The 23,183-nt window shown below is 69.0% G+C and carries 16 protein-coding genes; 9 read left to right on the top strand and 7 right to left on the bottom strand.

Annotated elements, in window-relative coordinates; all coding sequences use genetic code 11:
- Positions 1-4: 4 nt before the first annotated feature.
- Positions 5-1,459 (bottom strand): hypothetical protein, encoded by a 1,455-nt coding sequence (locus tag DAT35_RS47650; RefSeq protein ID WP_146210172.1) that lies wholly within the window; start codon positions 1,457-1,459, stop codon positions 5-7.
- A 48-nt stretch (positions 1,460-1,507) separates the two neighbouring features.
- Between DAT35_RS47650 and DAT35_RS47645 the strand changes: the two genes are divergently transcribed.
- From DAT35_RS47645 to DAT35_RS47620, 6 genes are all read left to right on the top strand, one after another.
- Positions 1,508-2,356, top strand: a complete 849-nt coding sequence (locus tag DAT35_RS47645) for a hypothetical protein (RefSeq protein WP_146210171.1) — start codon at positions 1,508-1,510, stop codon at positions 2,354-2,356.
- 11 nt (positions 2,357-2,367) lie between these two features.
- Complete coding sequence (locus DAT35_RS62000; RefSeq protein ID WP_108076001.1) at positions 2,368-3,273, top strand: type VI immunity family protein; 906 nt, start codon at positions 2,368-2,370, stop codon at positions 3,271-3,273.
- A 56-nt stretch (positions 3,274-3,329) separates the two neighbouring features.
- A complete protein-coding gene (locus DAT35_RS47635; RefSeq protein ID WP_233262132.1) occupies positions 3,330-4,433 on the top strand; it encodes an alpha/beta fold hydrolase in 1,104 nt (367 codons plus the stop codon).
- Positions 4,434-4,653: 220 nt separating this feature from the next.
- The gene (locus DAT35_RS47630; protein ID WP_108076000.1) at positions 4,654-9,477 is read left to right on the top strand and encodes an OmpA family protein; all 4,824 of its coding nucleotides are present in this window, start codon (positions 4,654-4,656) and stop codon (positions 9,475-9,477) included.
- A gap of 353 nt (positions 9,478-9,830) precedes the next feature.
- Positions 9,831-10,322 (top strand): hypothetical protein, encoded by a 492-nt coding sequence (locus DAT35_RS47625; protein ID WP_108075999.1) that lies wholly within the window; start codon positions 9,831-9,833, stop codon positions 10,320-10,322.
- Positions 10,323-10,588: 266 nt separating this feature from the next.
- Entirely contained in the window at positions 10,589-11,854 is a 1,266-nt protein-coding gene (locus tag DAT35_RS47620; protein WP_108075998.1) for a hypothetical protein, read from the top strand.
- Positions 11,855-11,905: 51 nt separating this feature from the next.
- Here the strand turns inward: DAT35_RS47620 and DAT35_RS47615 are convergent, their stop codons facing one another.
- Together DAT35_RS47615 and DAT35_RS47610 are read right to left on the bottom strand one after the other, a co-directional pair.
- Positions 11,906-12,847 (bottom strand): phosphotransferase, encoded by a 942-nt coding sequence (locus DAT35_RS47615; RefSeq protein WP_158502172.1) that lies wholly within the window; start codon positions 12,845-12,847, stop codon positions 11,906-11,908.
- Positions 12,848-12,885: 38 nt separating this feature from the next.
- On the bottom strand, positions 12,886-13,494 hold the full coding sequence (locus tag DAT35_RS47610; protein ID WP_233262131.1) for a TetR/AcrR family transcriptional regulator C-terminal domain-containing protein: 609 nt from the start codon (positions 13,492-13,494) through the stop codon (positions 12,886-12,888).
- A 113-nt stretch (positions 13,495-13,607) separates the two neighbouring features.
- Between DAT35_RS47610 and DAT35_RS47605 the strand changes: the two genes are divergently transcribed.
- Both DAT35_RS47605 and DAT35_RS47600 read left to right on the top strand, forming a co-directional pair.
- Positions 13,608-14,588 (top strand): NAD(P)-dependent alcohol dehydrogenase, encoded by a 981-nt coding sequence (locus tag DAT35_RS47605; protein ID WP_108075995.1) that lies wholly within the window; start codon positions 13,608-13,610, stop codon positions 14,586-14,588.
- A gap of 99 nt (positions 14,589-14,687) precedes the next feature.
- Positions 14,688-16,358: a WD40 repeat domain-containing protein gene (locus DAT35_RS47600; RefSeq protein WP_158502171.1), complete on the top strand. Its 1,671-nt coding sequence runs from the start codon at positions 14,688-14,690 to the stop codon at positions 16,356-16,358.
- Between the two features lie 52 nt (positions 16,359-16,410).
- On the opposite strand, the gene DAT35_RS47595 is transcribed toward DAT35_RS47600, so the two are convergent.
- The 4 genes from DAT35_RS47595 to DAT35_RS47580 are packed head-to-tail and all read right to left on the bottom strand — an operon-like array spanning position 16,411 to position 22,406.
- Positions 16,411-17,562 (bottom strand): VWA domain-containing protein, encoded by a 1,152-nt coding sequence (locus DAT35_RS47595; protein WP_108075993.1) that lies wholly within the window; start codon positions 17,560-17,562, stop codon positions 16,411-16,413.
- The gene (locus tag DAT35_RS47590; RefSeq protein WP_108075992.1) at positions 17,549-19,810 is read right to left on the bottom strand and encodes a DUF5682 family protein; all 2,262 of its coding nucleotides are present in this window, start codon (positions 19,808-19,810) and stop codon (positions 17,549-17,551) included. Before DAT35_RS47590 ends, DAT35_RS47595 begins: the two co-directional genes overlap by 14 nt.
- Complete coding sequence (locus DAT35_RS62240) at positions 19,807-20,892, bottom strand: AAA family ATPase (protein WP_108075991.1); 1,086 nt, start codon at positions 20,890-20,892, stop codon at positions 19,807-19,809. The genes DAT35_RS47590 and DAT35_RS62240 overlap by 4 nt, the downstream gene beginning before the upstream one ends.
- Positions 20,889-22,406: a DUF5691 domain-containing protein gene (locus tag DAT35_RS47580; protein WP_233262130.1), complete on the bottom strand. Its 1,518-nt coding sequence runs from the start codon at positions 22,404-22,406 to the stop codon at positions 20,889-20,891. The genes DAT35_RS62240 and DAT35_RS47580 overlap by 4 nt, the downstream gene beginning before the upstream one ends.
- A 214-nt stretch (positions 22,407-22,620) precedes the next feature.
- On the opposite strand from DAT35_RS47580, the gene DAT35_RS47575 reads away from it, so the two are divergent.
- Complete coding sequence (locus DAT35_RS47575; RefSeq protein WP_233262129.1) at positions 22,621-23,163, top strand: MarR family winged helix-turn-helix transcriptional regulator; 543 nt, start codon at positions 22,621-22,623, stop codon at positions 23,161-23,163.
- The last annotated feature ends 20 nt before the right edge of the window (positions 23,164-23,183 follow it).

Below are 23,183 nucleotides of genomic sequence, written 5' to 3'. Positions count from 1 at the left end.
GGCGTCAGGGCAGCTCGCCCTTTCCAGCAAAGGCTTGCATCCACACGTGCTCGTTGCGAGCCCGAAGGACACAGGATTCCTCCTGCAAGGGAGCCAGGGGCCAGCGGTAAAAGGCCGCCCGTTTCAAGGCGTCCTCCCACGTCCCCAGCTCCCCCCACATGCCGATGCTGTCCACCCGTGTCGGGCTGTGCCCCGTCAACTCCGAACCAAACATCTGGAGCTGGAGTCCCAGCTCCAATTCCAGACGCGAACGCTGCTCGCGCAGGCGCGCCCCCACTTCCCACAGCAACCGTCCCAGCCACCGCTGCTCGTCCTCGGACAGGTGCGCCTTGCTGACCCGGGCCCGCTGCAGGAGCCACGAGCCGAGGGATAGGCCCTGAGCCAACGTCGCCATCGCGAAGGCATGGTGGCCAGGCGCGTACATCATGTCGATGAGCCCTCGCACCTCCAGGAAGAACTCCTCGCTGGAGGGCTGCTTCCACTCTGGCAGCGCGACGATCTTCTCGAGTGCTTCCAGATCCCGCCGCTCGAGGGGCACCTCGGGTGATTTGCCAGCCAGGAAGGGGACCAGCGCGAGCTGGAGGGTCCGCGGAGAAGGCCCGGCGAGCTGCCCGATCCGCTCCTCCACCGCGGACAGCAGGAAGCGGCGCAGCGGCGCTTGTACTTCGAGGGAAAGGAGTTGCTCGCGTAGAGCCATGAGCAATGGCACGGACTGACTGGCGCGAACCTGCTCGAGCATCCACTGCTGCTCCTGCTCCGCCGACGCTGGGTGCAATATCAGCACCGGGAAGCGCCAGGTCTGGTCGGCCGGGGAGCGGGTGAACCCGTTGGAGATCAGGTGATTCCACTCCAGGGGCTCGGGAAGCAGGGTGCTCTTGCTGAAATCGGGCCGTCCGAGCGCCTTCCAGGCGTCGAAGAAGGCATGGCGCCAGTCGGGAGCACGGGGCCGGCGCTCGGTGAGGTCCAGCAGCAGACGTGCCTCCGGAGTGTCCTGAACCGAAGGATGTGAGAGAACCCCCGGCACCAGATCCCACCGATCTGTCTGCATGAACCAGCATGCACCCATCACCCGGGCCAGCGCGTTGGAGGGAGAAACCTTGACGGCCAAGGCCAACCTGAGGCTCGCGCTCTGGCTGCCCGCGAAACAGGGCGCGGTGGCCTGCTGGGTCAACTGCACGGCCCAGGCCTCATCGCCCAGCCGCCCCTTGGCCGGTCCCCCCCTCGCCAGCCCCGCTTCCGCCTCATATCCATCGAGCGGCCCACCTTCCTCGTCCTCGACGCGCCGCTCGCGTTCGCCGAGCCACTTGAAGGCGGCCCATCCACCTCCCGCCGCGGCGGGCACCAGACCCAGTAGGGTCCAGCGCAACAGGTGGCGACGCGGCCAACGCTGCTCCTGCCCTCCAGCATCCGTCACCGGTTGCTCGGTGCCCGTCCCCTTCTCCGCTGTCTCGTCACTCATGGCGCCTCTATGCTGGGTTCCGTGCTTCATACCGCGAAGAGTGGCCCCGTGTGGGCGCTGGCTCTCCTGGCCGTGCTCCAGGCAGGGTGTCTGGCGGAGTCAGATCCCTTCGAAGGATTGGGGGAATGCGGGCAATGGGACCTGACCCCCGAGTGCTGTCTCAAGAAGCTCCCCGGACAGTGGGAGCGCTGCACCGGCTCATCAGAGATAGCGGAGGCGGCGCAGCGAGCCCACACCTTGGGAACGAAGGCGGTGGCCGTCGGCACGGCAGTGGCCATGACGGCGGCGGCTGCTGCGCCCCAGATCGGCTCGGCCGAGCGTCGGGGTGTGGAACTGGCCGCGGACCTGCGCTCGAAGATCGAGAGCGCCATCGCACAGTGCACCCGCAAGGCGGACCAGGAGATCAACGACTACCATTTCAAGGGCAAGAGCCCCAGCGCGGAGCTCTGTGGCCAGGTCAAGGTGGGCGAACGAACGACGTGGGCCGCGTACCTGGGACTCTTCAAGCATGAGCAGGCCTGGTCGTGCCTGCGCGAGGCACTGAACAAGTTGATACCTCCGGAGCGCTACCGGCTCTATCCCCGCTTCTACATCAACCCAGCAACGGGGAAATGGGAGTTCATGGAGGAGAATCTGATGAGCCAGATCGTGACGGAGCAGGGCTGGAGTGGTCTGAAGGGCACCATCGAGCCGGACATCATCATCCTGGATGAAAAGGGCATCATTGTCCGCGTGTACGATCTCAAGTTCCCGTGCCCGGAGAACAAACCGGCTTCTTGGGAATGGTACAAGGAAGGCCGCTGGCGCGATTTATCACAGGGCGATGTTTATAAGAGGATTCTCGGCGTAACCCCTCAGCTCGTCTCCCCACGGTGGGGAGTGGAGCAGATCAAGTAGGAAAAGTCCCCATGCGCTACCCGAGATTGCGGCACCACACCGAGCGCGGCGGGCTGGTCGCGAGCGATGCCCTGCTCATGTGCTTCTACATGCAGCATCCCAACGAGCGGATCGCCCCCGCCGTCTTGCGTGCCCTACAGCTCCTTCGTGAACGGATACACCCCTACCAACTCGCCTGGTATGACGCTGGTGAGGGACAAGCCGACCCACTCGATGACGCCGCATGGGAAAGACTCCGCATTCGAACATTGAATCCGGAGCCAGATACGTCGGCATGGTTTGTACTGGATGGCAAAAAATTCGAGGAAGTGGATGAGCTCCGCGTGCACTACAGAGGGTTGGATGCCTTCCCCTCCCCGTGGCCAGAGCAGGAGAACACCGTGAGCGTCCTATATGTGCGACTGCCCACGGAGTTCCTGGAGGAACGAGGCGCGGATCAGGTCCGTGCCCTGGCCCTCGATATGGCTGCGGAGCTCCCCTTCAACTCGGGGTATGTGGACTTCGCCCTCTGCTCGGACGGCTGGTATTTGGGCGAGGCCCTCCAGCACATCCGACCGCGCTACCCGGGAGTGCACCTTGCCTTGAGCAGGGCGAGACTTCGCATGAACACCTGGGTAGAGGGCGTGCACTGGATGAATTTTCTCGGGGAGCCCGTGCTCGGAAAGCTCGGCGGTGTGCCCGGTCTACGAGAACGCCTCGCACTCCCGGGTATCTCCCTCCAGGAAATGAGCGGAGACCGGGTGCTCATCACTCTGGGAGAGCATCCTGAGGTTGGAGACGTGGAGGCGGGCCAGACGCCCCCCCTGCACCGCGCGCTCGCCCGGCTCCTCGAGCCCCACCTGTATCGCAGTGACTTCGACGACTTCTACCCGATCACCGAGGAGCTACTCCGCTGGGAGCGCCGCTTCCTGGATTAAACTTCCCGCCCCACAACCCACACGCATTCCAACGCAAAGCCCGACAGGAGGCCTCGGTGAGTCTTCAGGTGAGAGGCACGACCGTTGTCCGCAACCTGCTCCTGATGGGAGCGCTGCTCGCGAGCAACGCCTGGGCTGTGGTCACACGCGCGGACCTCCGCGTGCCAGGCGAGCCGGGCATCGAGCTCTCCGTGCGTGAGGTGCGCGACACCGGGACGAAGGTGCCCGGACTTCCACCCGTCATCCTCCTTCATGGCGCTCGAGTCCCGGGCCGCGCCTCCTTCGACCTGCCTGTCGAGGGCGGCTCGCTCGCGGCGGACCTCGCGCGCGCGGGGCATGCCGTCTATGTCATGGATGCGCGAGGCTACGGTGGCTCCACGCGGCCCCAGGCCATGAGTGTGCCCGCATCGGGCCGGCCGCTCGTGAGCTCTCACGAAGTCGTCCGGGATCTGCATGCCGTGGTGGGTTGGGTGAAGAAGCGAACCCGTCAGCCGCGAGTCGCGATCCTGGGTTGGGCCACCGGTGGCCACTGGGCGGGCATGTACGCCAGCCTCCACCCCGAGGAAGTCAGCCACCTGGTCATCCTCAACGCGCTGTACGCCGGAAGCGCCGAGCACAAGATGCTGGGGCGCGGTACGGACTTCGAGGACCCGAAGCGGCCCGGCCACTTCAATGCCGAAGGGTTGGAGGCCTACCGGTGGAACACGGCGGCCTCGCTCCTCGGAGTCTGGGACCGGTCCATTCCCCTGGAGGACAAGGCCCTGTGGCGCGATCCGGCAGTGGCCGAGGCCCTCCAGCGCGAGGCGCTCGCGAGCGATCCGGCATCGGCCTCGCGCACTCCGCCGGCCTTTCGGGCCCCGTCGGGCGCGCTGGAGGACAGCTTCTACCTCGCCACCGGACGGCAACTCTGGGACGCGGCCTCCATCACCGCGCGCGTCCTCATCCTCCGCTCCGAGAACGACTTCTGGAGCCGGCCCGAGGACGTCACCCGGCTCCAGGAGCACCTGGACCATGCCTCCGAAGTGAAGGCCGTCGTGCTCTCCCAGGCGACCCACTTCGTGCACCTGGATCGTCCGGAGCGGGGGCGCGCCCTCCTCCTCGAGGAGGTCATCCGCTTCTTGGGGACGTCGGCAACCCCCGCGGCACGGGCCACGCCATGAACACGGGCCGCTGACACGTCAAAACGCGCTGACACGTCAAAACCAGTCGTCTGACACGCCGGGCGCCACCCCTTCCGTGGCGTCCCCAGGGGCATCCCCTCGTTGTTGATGGGTTGACAAGCACTGGCACCGCGCGTGCAGACCCCGCCTCGAATCCGCTTCCACGTGGAAGCCACTCGTTCGAGACGTCTTCATGCCACCGCTTTTCTTGAAAAGGTCCATGTCGTGGCTCGCCCTCACCGGCCTTCTGGCTGGGGGATGCGGACAGCCCCTGGACACCCCTTCCGAACACCTCGCTCCCGCCTCCAATACCGCGCCGCTCTTCGGCGATGATGGGGAGCTGACGGTCAGCACGGCCGGAACCGTGCTCAACCGGTACGCCGTCCTCGCCTCCGACGCCAGCGCGGGCGCCACCTCGCTCGAGCTGACCAACGCCACGGACCTGGACAGCTCGCTCTTCGGCCCACTGGCCGCGGGAGACCTGGTCCTCATCCTCCAGATGCAGGGCGCGGAGATCGACACCTCGGACACGGCGAGCTACGGCACCGTCACGACCCTGAACGGCGCCGGCCGCTACGAGTTCGCCTACGTGGGCTCTGTCTCCGGCAACACCCTGCGCCTGGCGTGCGCGGGCCTGCGCAACAACTACAGCGCCGCGGGGCACGTGCAGGTGGTGCGCGTCCCGCAGCTCACGCGGCTCACCGTGTCGGACGCGGCCAGCGTCGTCGCGCAGCCGTGGGATGGCCAGCGAGGCGGCGTGGTGGTGCTCCATGTGCAGGACACCACCACCCTCATGGGTGACATCGACGCGAGCGGCCAGGGCTTCCGCGGCGGGGCGCTCGACAACCAGTCGGCTGCCGCCGGCCAGACCGTCCTCGTCTTCGCGTCGGAGGACCCGACGCTCGGAGGCGAAAAGGGCGAGAGCATCGTCGGGAACGCGACCGCCTACGCCGGCCTGGGTGGGCGCTATGGCCGGGGCGCACCGGCCAATGGTGGTGGCGGCGGCAACAGCCACAACGCCGGCGGCGGTGGTGGCGCCAACGGCCATAATGGGAAGGCCTGGAGCGGCCAGGGCGTGATGAGCAGCACCGTTACCGGGGCGGCCGCCTGGGAGCTGGATCCGGCCTACATCGCCAATGGCGACGCGCTGACCGACTCCTCGGGCGGTGGGCGCGGCGGCTATACCTACTCGAGCACCAACCAGAACGCGCTCGCCGTGGGGCCGAATAGTGCCGCGTGGGGTGGCAACAACCGCCAGGAGGTGGGTGGGTATGGCGGGCGTCCGCTCGACCAGACCCCGTCGCAGCGCCTCTTCCTCGGCGGCGGCGGTGGCGCGGGCGATGGCAACAACAGCGCCTCGGCGCCTGGGGCCAACGGCGGCGGCCTCGTCCTCCTCATCTCCAACACGGTCGGCGGCACCGGCCACATCCGCGCCAACGGTGCCAGCGCGGCCAACACCATCAACACCCACAACGACGCGCCCGGCGGCGGCGGTGGCGGCGGCACCCTCGTCGTCGTCAGCGGCTCGCTCAGCGGCGTCTCCCTGGAGGCGAACGGCGGCAAGGGCGGCAACCAGCTCATCACCAGTGCCGAGTCCGAGGGCCCGGGTGGTGGTGGCGGCGGTGGCTTCATCGCCGTGCCGGACGGCACCGTGACGACCTCCGTGCTCGGCGGGACGGGGGGCACCACCTCGTCGAGCTCGCTGACCGAGTTCCCCTCCAACGGCGCCACCTTCGGCGCCACCGGTCAGACGGGAAGCGTGGCCCTGGACGCCCTCCCCTTGGCGGCATGCTCGCCGCTCGACCTGTCGGCCACCCTCGACAATGGCCAGAGCGCCTCCGTGCCGGGCTCGGCCGTCACCTACACCTTCACCGTGTCCAACACGGGCCCCCTCACCGCGACGAATGCACCCGTCTCCGTGCCACTGCCCCCGGGCGTCACGGGCCTCGAGTGGACGTGCGTTGCCTCTGGCGGGGCCTCCTGCCCGATGGCCAATGGAACGGGTGCTGTTGCCACGAACGTCACCCTGCCGCCCGGTGGCTCGGTCACCTTCACGCTGATCGCCACGGTGTCGCCCTCGGCCACGGGCTCCATCGCGATGACGGGCTCCATCGGCGTTCCGGCGGACGTGAGCGACTCCGCGCCAGAGAACAACTCGGCCACGGATACCGACACGCTGACACCCCAGGCGGACCTCTCCGTCTCCCTCACCGAGTCGTCTGATCCGGCCACCGAGGGCTCTCCTCTCACGTACACCGTGCACACCACCAACGACGGCCCGAGCACCGCCAGCAATGTCTCGGTCACCTTCTCCGTGCCAGCGGGCTCCACCTTCGTCAGCGCCGGGGGCTCGGGCTGGACGTGCACCCAGGCCGCGGGGGTCGTCACCTGCACCCGGCCAGACCTGGCCCCGGGCAACGCTCCGGACATCGCCATCAAGGTGGTGCCCACGCTCGACGGCGGCTCGCTCACTGCCTCCGTGAGCGTGGCGTCGGATACGGCCGACTCCGACACCAGCGACAACACCGACTCGGAGACCACCACGGTCATCAAGCTGGTGGACGACGACCACGACGGGCTCAGCAACGACGACGAGATCGCCCTCGGCACCAACCCGAACGATCCGGACAGCGATGACGACGGCATCCTCGATGGCATCGAGGTCCACATCGGCGGCACGAATCCGCTCGATGACGACTCCGACGACGACGGCCTGCTCGATGGCAATGAAGACGCGGACCACGACGGTGTGCGCGACCCGGGCGAGACCGACCCGCTCGATGCCGACACGGATGACGATGGCCTCCAGGACGGCACCGAGCAGCGCCTCACCACGCCCCAGGGCAAGGACACCAACACGTCTGTCTTCATTCCCGACGCCGACCCGTCGACGGGCACCGACCCGCTCGATGCGGATACCGACGATGGCTCCGTCCGCGACGGCGACGAGGATGCCAATCACAACGGCCGCGTCGATGCCGGGGAGACCGACCCCAACGTCGCCGCCGATGACACCGATGCCGATGGCGATGGCCTGAGCAACGAGTACGAGCGCGGCATCGGGACGGATCCGTTCAACCCCGACACGGACGGTGGCGGAGTGAACGACGGCGAGGAGGTCCAGCGCGGGAGCAATCCGCTCTCGGCCTGGGATGACCGGGAGCTCCGGGTGGTGGGCAGCGGCTGCAGCGCCACCGGCTCGGACACCGTGCCCGCCCTCGGCTTCTGGGCGGCCCTGGCGCTGCTCGTGTTCTCGCGCCGCCGCGGCCCCCGCGCTCCGGTGGCTGCGAGTCCGGCCGCCGGTGCCCTGGCGACGCTTGGCGCCGTGGCGGTGATGACCTCGGCCACTCCGGCCCAGGCCCAGCAGGGGGCGCCCTCCCTGTCCACCGCCATCGACGCCCAGCAGTTCAAACCCGCCCCCGGCAAGGACGACATCCTCGGCCTGCACGGCCCGGGCGTGCCCGGCCACCTGAACTGGAGGGCCGGTCTCTTCATCAACTACGCCGATGATCCGCTCATCATCATCAACCCCGCCAACGACGCCCTCGTCACCCGGCTCGTCGACAACCAGCTCGGCTTCGACCTCATCGGCGCCATCGGCCTCGGCGAGCGCTTCGAGCTCGGCTTCACCCTGCCCATCGCCCTCCAGCAGAACGTGACCAGCATCACCCCCACCGGCAACCAGGCAACCGCGTGGGGCGGGGGCTTCGGGGACCTGCGGCTCATCCCCAAGGCGCTGCTGCTCCAGAGCGGGGGCCTGCGACTCGGCCTGGCCGTGCCGGTCATCCTCCCCACCGGAGGGGCCAGCGACTTCCGTGGCCAGTCCGGGGTCGGCGTCCAGCCCCGCCTGTCCGCCGACTACACCTTCGACGGCGGTGTCCGCCTGCTGGCCAACGTGGGCGCCAACTTCCGTCAGCGCCAGGAGCTGCTCAACCTCTCCGTCGGCAACGAGCTGAGCTATGGGCTCGGCACCGCCATCCCGTTCGCGATCAAGGCCCACCGCTTCACCGGCCTGGTTTCGCTCGCGGGGGCCGCCGGCCTGGGAGCCTCCGGTGGCACCCAGAGGGAGGAGCTCCCCCTGGAGCTCCAGGGCGCGCTCCAGTACCGCATCACCCCCAAGCTCCTGGCGACCCTCGGCGTGGGCCGAGGCATCATCCGCGGCTACGGAATGCCCGACATCCGCGTCCTCGGCGGCATCGCCTGGACCGAGGAGGAGGAGCGCCAGAAGACGTCCGAGCCCAAGGCCGCGGTCGAGGTCGACAGTGATGGCGATGGCCTCGTCGACAACCGGGACCAGTGCCCGAACGAGCCCGAGGACAAGGACGGCTTCCAGGACGAGGATGGCTGCGCCGATCCGGACAACGACCAGGACGGCATCGCCGATGCTCAGGACAAGTGCCCGCTGAAGCCCGAGGACAAGGACGGCTTCCAGGATGAGGACGGCTGCCCCGATCCGGACAACGACCAGGACGGCATCGCCGATGCTCAGGACAAGTGCCCGCTGAAGCCCGAGGACAAGGACGGCTTCCAGGACGAGGACGGCTGCCCTGATCCGGACAACGACCGGGACGGCATCGCCGATGCCCAGGACAAGTGCCCCAACGAGGCCGAGGTCATCAACGGCCTGGACGACGAGGACGGCTGCCCCGACCAGGGCAAGGGCAAGGTGGAGGTGAAGGCCGGGAAGATCCTCATCCTCGAGAAGGTGTACTTCGCCACCAACAAGGACGTCGTGCTGGAGCGCTCCTTCCCGCTGCTGGAGCAGGTGGCGGCCGTGCTGCGCGCCAACCCGCAGCTCACCAAGGTGCGCATCGAGGGCCACACGGACAGCCAGGGTGACGACTCCTTCAACCTGGACCTGTCGCAGCGCCGGGCCAACAGCGTCCTGCGCTTCCTGGTGGAGAAGGCCATTGCCGCCGAGCGCCTCGACGCAACCGGCTACGGTGAGACCAAACCCGTGGACACGAACAAGACGGTCCAGGGCCGGGAGAACAACCGCCGCGTCGAGTTCACCATCGTCGAGACGGCGGAGGAGTCGCGGTAGGAGATAGGCACCACGTGAGGTGACGGGGTGGGGAGGCCGGAATGTCCGGCTCCCCCACCCCGTCCGCGTTTTCAGAGCATGGACAAACACGGTGCCCGGACCGTCCGTGTGTGGAAACGCTGGTTGGCCTCTGCTTCCTTGCTTGGCAGGCTGTTCCTCGGGACAGGACGCTTCTGGCGGCCCTACCGCCACACGTTCTAATGTCGGAGTTCGGACGGCTGTCCGAATCGCGGGACCTTCGAGAAGAACCCAGCGCCGGGCTCTTCCTCCCAGCTCCCTCCGGCGCTCGGCTTGCACTTGCGTCCCGGCTCCTGGCGGGACCGAGTGCTCCCGCCCTCACGGAGGAGACACGCATGCTGGGCGCTATCGAGAACGTCACGGAGGAGCCGCGCACGGGAGGACTCGGGCGGCGACTCCTGCAGGGAGCCCTCTACGGCGCGCTGTGCGGTTTCACCGCCGCGGTGGCGCTGGACCTGGGCCTGGGAAGAGGCCTCGACACCTTCGGTGGAGTCCCCCTGCTGCTCTTCTCGTGCGCGGCGGTACCCGGTGCCGCGCTCATGGGGGTGCTCATCGTGCTGTTCTCACGGCGCGGTGGCGAGCCAGCGCCCACGAGTTTGATGTTCGTCGCAGCCGTCGTCATTTCGCTGCTGGGCGGCGTCGTGGGAGGCGGTCTCTTCCTGGCGGCCCTGGACCTGTTCGTCGGGAAGCCTCATGAAGCCGTATCTTCTCTCCCCCAGGCGGCTGGTGCGGGGGCCCTCTGGGGCTTCCTCTTCGCGCTGTTCGCGCTTCCTGTTTCGGTTCCACTCTCGTTCCTGCTCATCTTCAAGTTGCAGCGGTTGAAATGAGCGGTGGGCAGCGGCGTCCCTCGCGAAGAGGGAGGCCACTGCCCGCTGACCGCAGGAATGGACGACGCACCCTCTCCACAGGGCCTCTATTCGTCCGCGACGAGTCTGGTGCTGGCTGGCCGATATGCCAGGGGACTTCGCCCGTTAAACACCCCGGAGCGGTCGAGCCAAGGGTTCTTCACGAATGAAGTACCCACGCTCGCACCCGGGATCGATCTGGCGCCATCCATGGTCGACCCACCGGCTCCGCCTCAGGAGGTTCCGCAATGTCTCGTCTTGGTCTCGCAATCGCCGTGCTCATCGCGTGCACGCCCGCATTCGCGTCCCCCCTCACCTCCACCGAAGCTGAACAGCTCGCGTCTGTCAGCGCACCGTTCGCGGTGACGCGCGAGCACGTCAGCGGCGACATCTATCACTACCAATTCGACCTCCGCGTCGGCTCCACGCCGAACGCACGCGTGCGCGTCCACCGCGTCGTCCGCGAGCTCTCGCCGTGGCGGCCTCGTCCGACCACGCACGCGGTGATGCTGCTGCACGGCGACTTCGCCAACTTCGTCACGAACTTCGTGCCATCGCTCGGCAATCCGGCGTCGTCGGCCCCGGGGCTAGCCCCGTATCTGGTGTCCCACGGCATCGACACCTGGGGCGTCGATCGGCGCTGGACGCTGCCCACCGCCGACGGGGATATCTCCGATCTGGGCGGGATGGGCGTCAACCAGGCGCTCGAGGACACCGCTGTCGCGCTCGCCTTCGCGCGGGCGACGCGAACCCTCACCGACCACGATTCAGGCCAGATTGTCCTCGGCGGATTCTCGCATGGCGCCCAGCTCACCTACGCGTACGCCGCCGCCGATGGCCGCCACATCTCGGCGATCGCCCCGCTCGACATCTACTACGACCTCGCACCCGAGGATGCCGACCTGCGGGCCTTCGCGTGCGCCAATGCCGCGGCGGAGCGCGACGCGCTCGCCCAGGGAGTGACCGACTCCAGCAACAGCCTCTTCATCACGGCGGGCTCGCTGGCTCGGAGCGCGCCCCTCGAGCCCTCGCCCGTGTTCCCGTCCTACACGAACCGCGAAGTGCTGTTCACGCTAGCGGGTCTGACCTGGTGGCTCGCTCCGTACACACCGCTGTACCACTTGAGTGCGCCGATCCTCGACGCCGAGGGCAATGCCACGGGGTTGCGCGAGTCGTCCGAGGACGACGTGAGCGCGTGGTTCGCAGGCGCGCCGCCGCACCAGTCCATGCGCGAGGCCGCGGATTTCGATGACATCTGGTGTGGCACTTCGCCGAGACCCGAGCTCGCGAAGATCCGCGTCCCGCTCTTCTATCTCGGCGCCGCTGGCGGGTTTGGCGACCGCGGGCTGTACTCGACGACGAGGGTCTCGTCGACCGACGTCACCACGCTCGTCATCCGTCGGTTCGGGCCGGATCGAGTCGCCGAAGACTTCGGCCACGGCGATCTCTTGTACGCGGAGGACGCGCCGGCACTCGCCTGGAGACCGTTCGCGGCATGGCTGGTGCGCCACTGACCGGTTGCTGGTGTGGATGAGAGGCCTTGGCTGGAGCGTGTCCCTGCACGCTCACAGCGCGAGGCTCTCCTTCAGCAGGGCGAGACCGAACCACCATTGGCCGTCCGCCGTGCCGAGCTTCAGCGCGCCGGCCCTCATCCGCTGATAGAACTCGACGAGCGAAGGCGTGGAGTCGAGCGTCTCCGCGCCGGTGACCCCCGCATGCTTCATCTGGCGGGCGAGGTACAGCGATAACGAGCCGGCGAGCGCCGCCGCCAGCCGGCGGATGTAGATGAAGCGGTGGGGAAGCCCGGCGAACGGCCTGCCCTCGTAGGCCGAGAGCAGACGCAGGCAGGTGCCCTCGTCCATGCGCAGGAAGACAGAGGGCACCGCGAGATCGTAGTAGGCGTCCATCGGCCCGGCGGTGGCCCAGTCGAGTATCAGGATCGCCTCGCCGTCATAGATGAGGTTGGAGGGGTTGAGGTCGTTGTGGCAGAGAACCAGGGCGCGTTCGCCAGGCGGTGGTTCCTCGGCGAGCACGCGCTGGATCACGCCGCTGGCGAAGTCCGGGAGGGCGAAGCCTGCCAGGAAGCCGTGCCAGACCTGGGCGAGGAACTCGCGGGGCTCGCGCATGCTCGCGTCCGTGGGCAGGGGGAGCGAGTGGATGCGGCGCACGGTGCGGCCGAGCTGGGTGAGCGCGGCTTCGTGGGTGCGCGGGTCCCGGTAGAAGGTCACGAACGAGCGGTCGACGACGAAGGCGGTCAGGACCGCGCGCCGCTCCTCATCGACGTGGACGATGCGAGGCGCGAGACCCGCGTCGGCGGCGAGCCGCTGGATGTGGAGCGCGTTGCGCCAGTCGGCGTCGCTCTCGGCCTCGCTGGCGACCTTGAGCACGAAAGACTGGTGGGCGGCCTCGACGCGGTAGACGCCAGCACCCGAGAGCCCGACGGCGATCCGCGTAATGGTGGTGGTGGGTCCTCTGAGGTCCGCGGGCAAGCAGTCTTCGACGCTCACGTTCGACTCCGGCGCGTGGGTTTCATGCCGGGACGACGCTAGGCTTTTGTCCTCAGCCTCTCCAGCCCGTCCAGGAGCAGCTCCAGTCCAAATTCGAACTGGTGAACGCCGCGGTGGGCGCCATCGGCCACCAACTGGGTGAGCTCCCGCATGTAGGGATACTGCTCGGCGGGAAGCATGGGGAGGAAGCCCCGCGCCGCACTCGCATACTCCGAGCGGTCGAGGGGGAAGTTCAGCTCCTGGAGCGTGAAGCCGTAGATGTGGCTGTCGATCGCGTTCCAGGCGCGATCGGCGAGCTGATACGAGAAGCCGGCTTCACGCAGACAGCCGAGGGTGGCGTTCACGTAGCGCAACATCGCCGGCCCGATGTTGAGGCGGGAGGCGATCAGCATCGAGGCCCAGGGGTGGCGCAGCAACACGTCGTGGGCAGAGTGGGCGCGCTTTCGCATCGCGATCTTCCAGTCACCGCCAATCGCGGGCAGCTCGATCTTGGCCACCACCAGGTCGGCGATGCCGTCGAGCACGTCGTCTTTGTTGGCGACGTGGTTGTAGAGCGACATGGCCTCCACCCCCAGATCCTGGGCGAGCTTGCGCATCGAGAGCGATTCGATCCCCCCCTTATCAGCGAGGCGGATGGCAGCGAGCAAGACCCGCTCCCGGGTCAAAGGAGTGCGTGGTTTGGCAGGTCGGCTTGACACGACTTACACCGTAAGCCTAGGGTTGGATCGAGTCAACTTACGGTGTAAGCCAGGAGAGCCCGATGAAGACCATGAACGCGATCGTCCAACCCGCCTACGGCTCGGTCGAGGTGCTCCGATTCGAGCAGGTGGAGCGGCCGGCGGTGGGCGACGGCGAGGTGCTGGTCCGGGTGCATGCGGCCTCGGTGTGCAAGGGCGACGTGCACCTGCTCACTGGCAAGCCGTACCTGTTGCGCCTGATGTTCGGCCTGAGCCAACCCAAGCGCCGCATCGCGGGGCAGAATGTGGCCGGAACGGTGGAGGCGGTGGGCTCCCATGTCACCGCGTTCAAACCCGGAGACGAGGTCTACGGCCAGACACCGGGGGGCGCCTTCGCCGAATACGTGTGCGCGTCCGCGGACATGCTCGCGCCCAAGCCGGCCAACCTGACCTTCGAGCAGGCGGCGGCGGTACCCGTTTCGGGAATGACCGCGCTGCAGGGGTTGCGCGATGCCGGGCAGCTCAAGCCGGGGCAGAAGGTGCTGATCAACGGCGCCTCGGGAGGCGTGGGCACCTTCGCGGTGCAGATCGCCAAGGCGCTGGGCGCGGAGGTGACCGCGGTCTGCAGCACGCGCCACGTCGACAAGGTCCGCGCGATCGGAGCCGACCGGGTGATCGACTACACCCGCGAAGACTTCGCACGGGGCGCGGAGCGCTACGACGTGATGCTCGATCTGGTGGGCAACCGCCCCCTCGCCGACTGCCGGGCGGTGCTCAAACCAGAGGGTGTGTTCGTCTCCTCCGCGGGCTCGCCGGGCGGAAACTGGATCGGGCCGATCGTCTGGATGCTCAAGGTGATGCTGGCGGGAATGTTCGGCCGCCAGAAGGTGGCCCTGCTGATGTCCACGCCTCGGCAGGAAGATCTGCTCTTCCTCCGGTCGCTGCTCGAAGCCGGAAAGGTGACGCCGGTGATCGAGCGGCAGTACGCGCTGCGCGAGACCGCCGCGGCAGTGGGTCACGTGGCCGAGGGACACGCACAAGGAACGACGGTGATCTCCGCCTGAACGTTGGAGCTACCACTGCCAGTCAGACGCGCCCGAGCCCATGTCAGACCCACGTGGATCATCCACGCCAGACCTCACAAATCCTGAAGGACTGGATTCATGGAACTCAAAGAGCTGCGTCGAAGCATCCGTTGGATGCCCCTCCTCCTGACCCTGGCGGGTCTGGGCCCGGCGGCGGCCACGCCGTTGCAGAGCGGCAACATCCTGATCAGCACCGGGAACACCCTCTACGAGTACACCCCCGCGGGCGCGTGGGTGCGCACCGTCCCCATCCCGTATCCCGGGGGGACGCGCCCCACCACGGAGACTGCCCGGGACGTGGTGGTCGACGCGAGCGGCAACCTCGCCCTCTACAACGGCACGTTCGATCCCTACGTGAGCCAGTACGACGTGGCCGCGGGGACCTGGACGCATACGACGCACACGGGCTGGAGCACGGCCAACAACGCGAGCTACGGAGGACTGGCGCGCTACGAGAGCTTCGTCTTCGCCACGGACATGCTCACGTATGGGACGGGGGACAGCCCTCGAGGCCTGGTGCGCTTCGACCTGGGGGGCTCGACCCCGGTGCGGTTCGCGGACACGGTGGACTTCATCGATGTCACGCTCGGCCAGGATGGTCTCCTCTATGCCCTGGCGAGCAACGAGTACACCGTCCAGGTCTACGACCCCTCCACCCTGGCGCTGGTGCGCACGCTCAACCTCCCCTTCGGCAAGTCGATCCGGGGTATCGCGGTCAGCCAGCAGGGAGAGATCTACGGCGCCTCCTGGGATGACAACATCTACCGGTTCAGCGCCGCCGGAGTGCAGCTCGGCCAGCTCTACAGTGGGGCGTACGATCTGATCGACATCGATCTCTCGGCCGAGGGTCTACTGGTCGTGAGCTCGCGCTTCGGCAACATCCTCTTCACGGACCTCCAGCTGAGCAGCCTGAGCTCCTTCACCGTGGGCAGCGCCCCTGCCTTCGTCACGTTCGTCCCGCAGGTGTCCGACAACCTCCTGGTCTCCTCGGATAACTCCCTCCTGGAGTTCACTGCGAACGGCCAGCTCGTCCGAACCACGGCCATTCCCTCGAACGACATCGCAAGGGATCTCACCGTCAGCACGAACGGGAGGATCGAGCTCTACAACGGCACGTTCGAGCCGTTGCTGAGCCGGTATGACAGCGCGACCGGGGCCTGGACGCACTGGACGCACCTGGGCTGGAGCACGGCCAACAACGTCAGCTACGGCGGAATCGCGAGTACCCAGCACCGCGTCTTCGTCACGGACATGGCCACGGCCGGAGCCGGAGCGCCCCGTGGGCTCGTCTACTTCGATCTGAACACAGGGTCGGCCCAGCGGTTCGCCGACACGGTGGACTTCATCGATGTCACGCTCGGCCAGGATGGGCTCCTCTATGCCCTGGCGAGCAACGAGTACACCGTCTACGTCTATGACCCGTCCTCGCTGGCGCTGGTGCGCACGGTGAACCTGCCCGCCGCGGTCCGGGCCATCACGGCCAGCACGACGGGCGAGCTCTACGGCGCCTCCTGGGATGACTTCATCTACCGGTTCAGCGCCGCCGGGGTGCAGCTCAACCGGGTCTACAGCGGGGCGGCTGATCTGATCGACATCGACATCTCCCCTGTCTCCCAGCAGGTGGCGGTGGGCTCGCGGTTCGGCACGGTCATCCTCACGGACCTGGCGCTGAGCACCCTCCGAGCCTTCTCGGCTGGGAACTCGGAGGCGTTCGTCTCCTTCACCACGCCGGCCTCCAAGTCGAACTGAGGCTCGGACGCGCCGCCGCTCGCGAAGTTCGGGCGGCGGCCGGCGACTCCCCTCACCCCGGGCGTGCGAGTTGTATGTCATTGCGCGCCGCCCAGGCGCGCAGGTCCTGCCGTTGGATGGCCGCGGCCATCATCTCCGGGAACAGGTCCGGCGTGCAGGCGAAGGTCGGCACTCCCAGTGCCGCCAGTTGCGCCGCGTTCTGACTGTCATGGGCCGGAGTCCCCTGGTCGCTCAGCGACAGCAGGCAGATGACCTTCACGCCGCTCTGCACCAGTGACGCGGCCCGCTGGAGCATCCGCTGTGCATTGCCCCCCTCGTACAGGTCCGTGATGAGCACGAGGATCGTCTGCGCCGGCCTCGTCACGAGCTGCTGGCAGTACGCGAGCGCCCGGTCGATGTCCGTGCCTCCGCCGAGCTGCGTTCCGAACAGCAGGTCCACTGGATCCGACAGTTGCTCGCTCAGGTCCACCACCGCCGTGTCGAAGAGCACCATCCGCGTGGACACCGCTCGCATCGACGCGAGCACCGCCCCGAAGATGCTCGAATAGACGACGGACGCCGCCATGGAGCCGCTCTGGTCGATGCACAGCACCACGTCCCTCAGGCTCGAGCGCCTGCGCCCATGGCCCACCAGCTTCTCCACCACCACCGACTTCCGCCCCGGCTGGTAGTTGCCCAGGTTCGCCCTCAGCGTCCGGTCCCAGTTGATCTCCGCGGCCCTCGGCCTCCTCGTGCGCGAGCTCCTCGACAGCGCGCCTCGCACGGCCCGCTCCGTGGGGGCCCGCAGCCGCCGCTCCAGGTCCTCCACCACCCTGCGCACCACCTTGCGCGCTGTCTCCTTCGTCTTCTGGGGGATGACTTTGCGCAGCGACAGCAGCGTCGCCACCAGCGACACGTCCGGCTCCACCGCCTCGAGCATCTCCGGCTGCAGCAACATCTCCGTCAGCCCGAGCCGCGTCATCGCATCGCCCTGCATGACGCGCACGACGGAGGCGGGAAAGTACTCGCGGATGTCTCCCAGCCAGCGCGTCACGTGGGGCGAGGAGGCTCCCAGTCCCGCCTTGCGCTCGGAGTCGTATAGCGCCGCGAGCGCTCGGTCCATGCGCAGCTCGGACTCCCCGAGCGATACGCCCATCGCATCCTGCGCCGGCTCGCCCAGGACGAGCCGCCAGCGCTCCAGCCGCTCCTCTTCAGCCTGCTTCATGGATCCTCACCCCCAGGAGGGTGGACAGCACCGGCAGCACCTTCGCCACGCGCTCGGGGTCCAGGTCCTCCGTGGCCGCCGTTGCACTCCCCGCCGCCGGGGCGGTGGTGAGTTGTTTGACCCGCTCGCCCATGGCCCGCCGCTCGGACGGGCTGAACCCGGCGAACGCGCGCCGTACCAGGGGGAGGTGCTCGACGAAGGCATCCCGCGCCAGGCCCGAGAGCCAGCCATCGAGCGCAGCCCACAGTTCCTGCCGGTGGAGCAGCAGGAGCGCGCTCCCCGAGACGAGCCCCTCCAGCCAGGCCGCCGCTTCAGCGGGAGGCACGGCCATGGACAGGGCCCGGCGGGCGAGCGTTCCCAGCTCCTCGTCCCCTACCCGCCCGAGCTCCACCCGCAGCCGCAGCGCGGTCCCCCGGACGAGCCCATGCACCGAGTCGCGGTGCACGAGCTGCCCCAGGGCCTCCGCCCATTCCTCCGAGCGCTCCCCGCCCTCCAGCAGTGCCACCGCCGCGTGCATGGCGCGCACCTGGTCCCTCCGCTGGCGCGAGGCCTCGTCATCGAGCGAGACGCACGCGCCGGGCAGCCCGATGACGATGCGCTCGAAGAGCCCGTCGGCGATGGCGAGGATGGGCGCGGTCGGCGTCTCGCGGACGCTGCCGTACCGGATCGCATGGGCCAGGGCCGGGAAGGCCTCGAGCAGCTTCGGGACATCCGCCGAGCGCGTCGAGAGCGCCTGCACATGGCGGAGCACGGTGTCGATGGCGGCGGGCAGTTCCGCGAGCAGCGAGGCCTCGAGCAGGGCCGTCAGCGTGCCGAGCTCGGTTGCCTCGGACGCACGCGCCACCACGCGCCCCGTTGCCGCGGAGTCCACCGTGTTCCCGAAGAAGCTCGCCTCGACGACGCGCACGGCCAGCTCGGGCTCCCACTTCAGGCGCCACACCTCGCGGAAGGTTCCCGTCGCGTTTCGCGGGTCCTCCTCCGGCGAGCCCCATGGAATGTCGAGCAGCCGCAACCGGTGCAGCAGCCGGCTCCGCTCCCGGTCCAGGTCCTTGCGCAGGTCCAGCTCCTGCAACTTGCTCTCGGACGAGGGCGGCAGGCGCAGCGATTTCTGAAGCGCCGCCAGATCGCGGGCGAGCGGGACCGAGGGCACCTCGGAAGGCACCGAGCCCAGTCCGGTGCCGACCTCCAGCTTCTCGTGGACGAGCGCCAGCGGCGTCGCGTCCCCGCCGCACATCACGGAGAGCGCGGCGTCCCGCAGTTCCCCCAGCCCCACGGTGGAGAGACCTCGCAGGGCCGCGAGCGCCTCGGCGAGCCGCACCGTCTCGATGACGTTCGCGGAGGAGGCATCCAGGCCCTCGTCGCGGAGCAGGTGCGCGATGCGCGCCGCCCACGACGTCACCGGACGCTGGGGCGTGAGCCACAGGTGCGCGTACCATCCCGGAGACTCCACGCCCGCGCCGTACCCGCTGCGCCAGCCGAGCCGATCGTACGTCCAGGGAATCCACGTGGCCGCCACCTTCGTCTTCGGCAGGCCCTTCAGCAGGGCATCGTCCTCCCGCGCGGGCCGCTGCCGCACGAGCGCCGGTGCGTGCCACGCTCCGCACACGACGGCGATCCGCTGGAAGCCGTCCTTCTTCGCCTGACGGATGCCGCGCCGCATGTGGGCCTCGCGCCGGGCCTCGTGCGGTGGCAGCTCGCCCTCTCCCTCCCGCAGGGCGGTCATCGCCTCCAGCACGGCGTCGAACACGCCCTCGGGGTCCCGGCGCTGCTCGATGAGGTGATCCCACCACAGCTCGCCGTCCTCGTAACCCGCCGCGCGTGCGAGCGCCCCGAGTGGATCCCCCCGAGGCGTCCCGGCCTCCTCCGCGGCCGTGGGCTTCGGCGCCTCACCCTCCTCGGTGCCCTCGTCCTCGGGGCCCATCTGGTGGGTCTGCGGGAGATCGATGAACCGCACCGGGAGGGTGCGCTCCAGGGCGTACTGGAGGGCCTGCCACTCGGGAGAGAAGACAGCGAACGGGTAGAAGACGGCCCGGGCCGGGCGATCCACCGCGTACACGAGCAGCGCCACCGGAGGCTTCATCTCCGCGTGGGCGGCCACGGGGAGGAGCGCGTCCGCGTCCGGCGGTCCCTCGATGAGCACCACGTCCGGCTGGAGCTTCTCGAGCGCGGCCCTCACGCTGCGCGCGCTGCCCGGGCCGTGGTGCCGCACGCCGAGCACGTGCACCGACGTGTCCGGCTCCCCGCTCACAGCACCTCCATGCACGCGCGGTAGAGGTCCTTCCACCCCTCGCGCTCCTTCACCACCGTCTTCAGGTACTCCAGCCACACCACCCGGTCCTGCACCGGGTCCTTCACGATGGCACCCGTCAGGCCCGCGGCCATGTCCGGCGCCCGGAGCACCCCGTCGCCGTAGTAGCCCGCCATGGCCAGGCCCCCGTTCACCACGGAGATGATCTCCGCCGTGGACAGCGCGCCCGAGGGCGTCTTGAGCTTCGTCGCCCCATCGGCCGTCGCGCCGCTGCGCAGCTCGCGGAAGAGCGTCACCACGCGGCGGATCTCCTCCAGCGCTGGCTTCTCCGCGGGCAGCGCCAGGGCCTGGCCCAGCTCGGCCACGCGCTTCTCGACGATCTCCACCTCCTGCTCCAGCGAGTCGGGCACGGGCAGCACCACCGTGTTGAAGCGGCGCATCAGGGCGCTCGACAGCTCATTCACGCCGCGGTCGCGGTTGTTGGCCGTGGCGATGACGTTGAAGCCCGCGCGGGCCTGCACCTCGGAGGACAGCTCGGAGATGGGCAGCGTCTTCTCGCTGAGCAGGGTGATGAGGGCGTCCTGCACCTCACCCGGCATGCGCGTCAGCTCCTCGATGCGCGCCAGCTTTCCCTCGCGCATGGCCCGCATCACGGGGCTGGGCACCAGGGCCTGCTCCGAGGGGCCTTCCGCCAGCAGCCGCGCGTAGTTCCAGCCGTAGCGCAGGGCGGCCTCGTCCGTGCCGGCGGTGCCCTGCACCAGCAGCGTCGAGTCCCCGGAGATGGCCGCGGCGAGGTGCTCGCTCAGCCACGACTTCGCGGTGCCCGGGACGCCGTAGAGCAGCAGGGCCCGGTCGGTGGCCAGGGTCGCCACGGCGATCTCCACCAGCCGCGCGTTGCCGATGTACTTGGCGCTCACCTTGAACCCGTCCGGAAGCTGACCTCCGAGCAGGTAGAGGCGCACGGCCCAGGGCGAGAGCTTCCAGCCCTGGGGTCTCGGCCGGTCATCGGCCCTGGCGAGCGCGGCCAGCTCCTCGGCGTACTGCTGTTCGGCGTGCTGGCGGAGGACGGTGGTGGCGGTCACGGTTTCAACTCCTCGTGCAGGATGCGGCGCAGAGAGACGGTCTGCTGGAAGCGGCGGAGCTCCTGGTTCCAGCGGGACAACGGAGTGGGCAGGTCGAAGGGTTCGGCGGCGGTGGCGAGGCACTCCGGGGGCAGCGCGAGGGCCGCCTGGCGGAAGACCCCGAGGAGCGCCGTGGCCCGGGTGCTCGGGTCATACAGCTCATGCAGCGCCTGGAGCCAGGAGTACCCGAGCTTCGCAGGCCACGGCGCGGGCGTCAGCGCGAGGGCGCGATCCAGCGAAGGCAGGGACTCGGCGCGCTGAAGGATGCGCAGGGTGCGCGCGGCGCGCTCCGCGGGAGGGAGCTGCTCGAGCACGGAGACGGCCAGGAGCTGGGCGCGCTCGGCCTCGAGCACCTTCGACTCGCAGCGGGACCACCAGGCGAGCAACGCCATCCCCCAGGAGGAAGACACGCCCAGACGAAGCGCGTGGGCCCAGCCCTCCGAGAGCGCGATTCCATGGTCCGTCCGTCCGGCGGCGGCCACGAGCTGCTCCGGAGTGACCTCGAACCACTCCTCCCAGGAGAGAAGGGGCACGCACTCCACGAGGCGGATGAGCCAGTGCTCGCTCTGGCCCACACCGGGAGGCGGCTTGTCCAGACCATCGCGCTCGGCCTCGGCGTCCCATTTCGCCGGGAGCTGGATGCGAAGCGTGGCGGGCTTCTCCCAGACGAGCACGGCGCGCGCCCTGTCGGCCATGCGTCGGGTGAAGGCGGAGCCGGGCAACCGGGCCAACAGGTAGCGAGCCACCTCGCGCACCGGGCCCGAGCGGTCCTTCCGGCCGAGTTCCAGCAGCGCCTCGTCCTCCGGAGAGAGCCCCATGTCGAGGCAGGCCAGGAACCGGGCGCGGTGCTCGGCCTTCTCCTGGGCCCAGGTGCCCTGCAACCAGGAGCGGGCACGCGCGGGCTCGAGACCCCGGGCCTGGGTGAGCACCGCGAGCCGCTCCTCGAGATTCCCTTCCGTCCACACGCGCTCGGCTTCCCCGGTAGCGGACGCCAGGGAGGCAGCGGAGGTGCGCCACTCGGGGTTCAACCGGGAGAGCCACACACCCCGCTCCCCGAGCACCGGCACCGCGGCCGCGCGCAGCGAGGGGTCCTTCAGCGCGAGCACCCGGGGAAGCAGCTCCGGCGGGAGGCGGCGTCGGGCGAGGGCCAGCCGCCCGAAGGCCTCGCGCAGCACGTCGCCGTCGTTCGCCACCAGGAGCTCCGTGAGGACGGCGCTCACACGAGGTGGGCAAAGCTCGAGCGTGTCCGATGGGGCCACGGTCTCGCGCGTCTCCAGCCGGGTGAGCGGACTCCCCGCGGCCCTCGCCACGGCGCGCACCCCGGCCGCGAGCAGGAGACGCTTCTCCGCGGGCACGCCCTCCAGAGCACGGAGGGCCTGGGCCTCCACTCCAGCCAGGGGTCCGGGTTCCGGAGAGCGCGCGGTGCCCAGCGTGGCGAGGCGGGTCAGCGCGTCGAGCTCATTCACTGCGGGCATCCTCCCAGCTCGGGGTGAGAGGGTGGAAGCATAGCGGCTCGTGTAGCGATTCGTGTCCCATTCTGCCCCGTCCCGGAGGCGACGGGGCGAAATGCCCCGTCCTGGTGATGCGCCTACCCCGTCCCCGCACGCTCGCTTCCGAGAGGAGCCGGGAGCGGCATAGGCCTTGCTCCGTGAGAAAGGCGCGGTGCGCGAGAGACAGGAGACGGTCGCAATGAAGGCCATTGGCGAGGCCAGCTTTCAACCCCACGCGGACGAGTATCAGAGGCCGCAACTGGGCGAGGTATTGGAGTTCATGCGCTTGCTATGGGCCGTGGATCATCAACTGAAATCCACCTCCAAGCTCATGGAGACCACGGTGGGGATCACCGGCCCGCAGCGGCTGGTGCTACGGCTCGTGGGACGCTACCCGGGCATCCCCGCGGGCCGGCTCGCGCAGATCCTCCATGTCCACCCCAGCACGCTCACCGGCGTCTTGAAGCGCCTGGAGAAGCGTGGCTACCTCGAGCGCAGGTCGGATCCGCTCGACGCGCGCAAGGCGCGCTTCTCCCTCACCGATACGGGCCGGGCGCTGGATGTCCCCTCCTACGGCACGGTGGAGGCCGCCGTGGAGCGAGCGCTCTCCCGCGTGCCGAAGACGCAGCTGGTGGGTGCCCAGGACGTGCTCACCGTGCTCGCCGAGGAGCTGGGCGTCGGCCACCCCCCGACCCCGACGAAGGAGCCCGTCGGATCCTCCTACCTGCCTCGAACCGGGTGAGTGCGAGCGCCCCGGGGCGC

It is taken from the genome of Vitiosangium sp. GDMCC 1.1324, from assembly GCF_003044305.1.
In the GTDB taxonomy this organism is placed as follows: Bacteria; Myxococcota; Myxococcia; order Myxococcales; family Myxococcaceae; genus Archangium.
The sequence above is the reverse complement of the archived record's forward strand: the minus strand, read 5'-3'. Positions and strand labels throughout refer to the sequence as shown.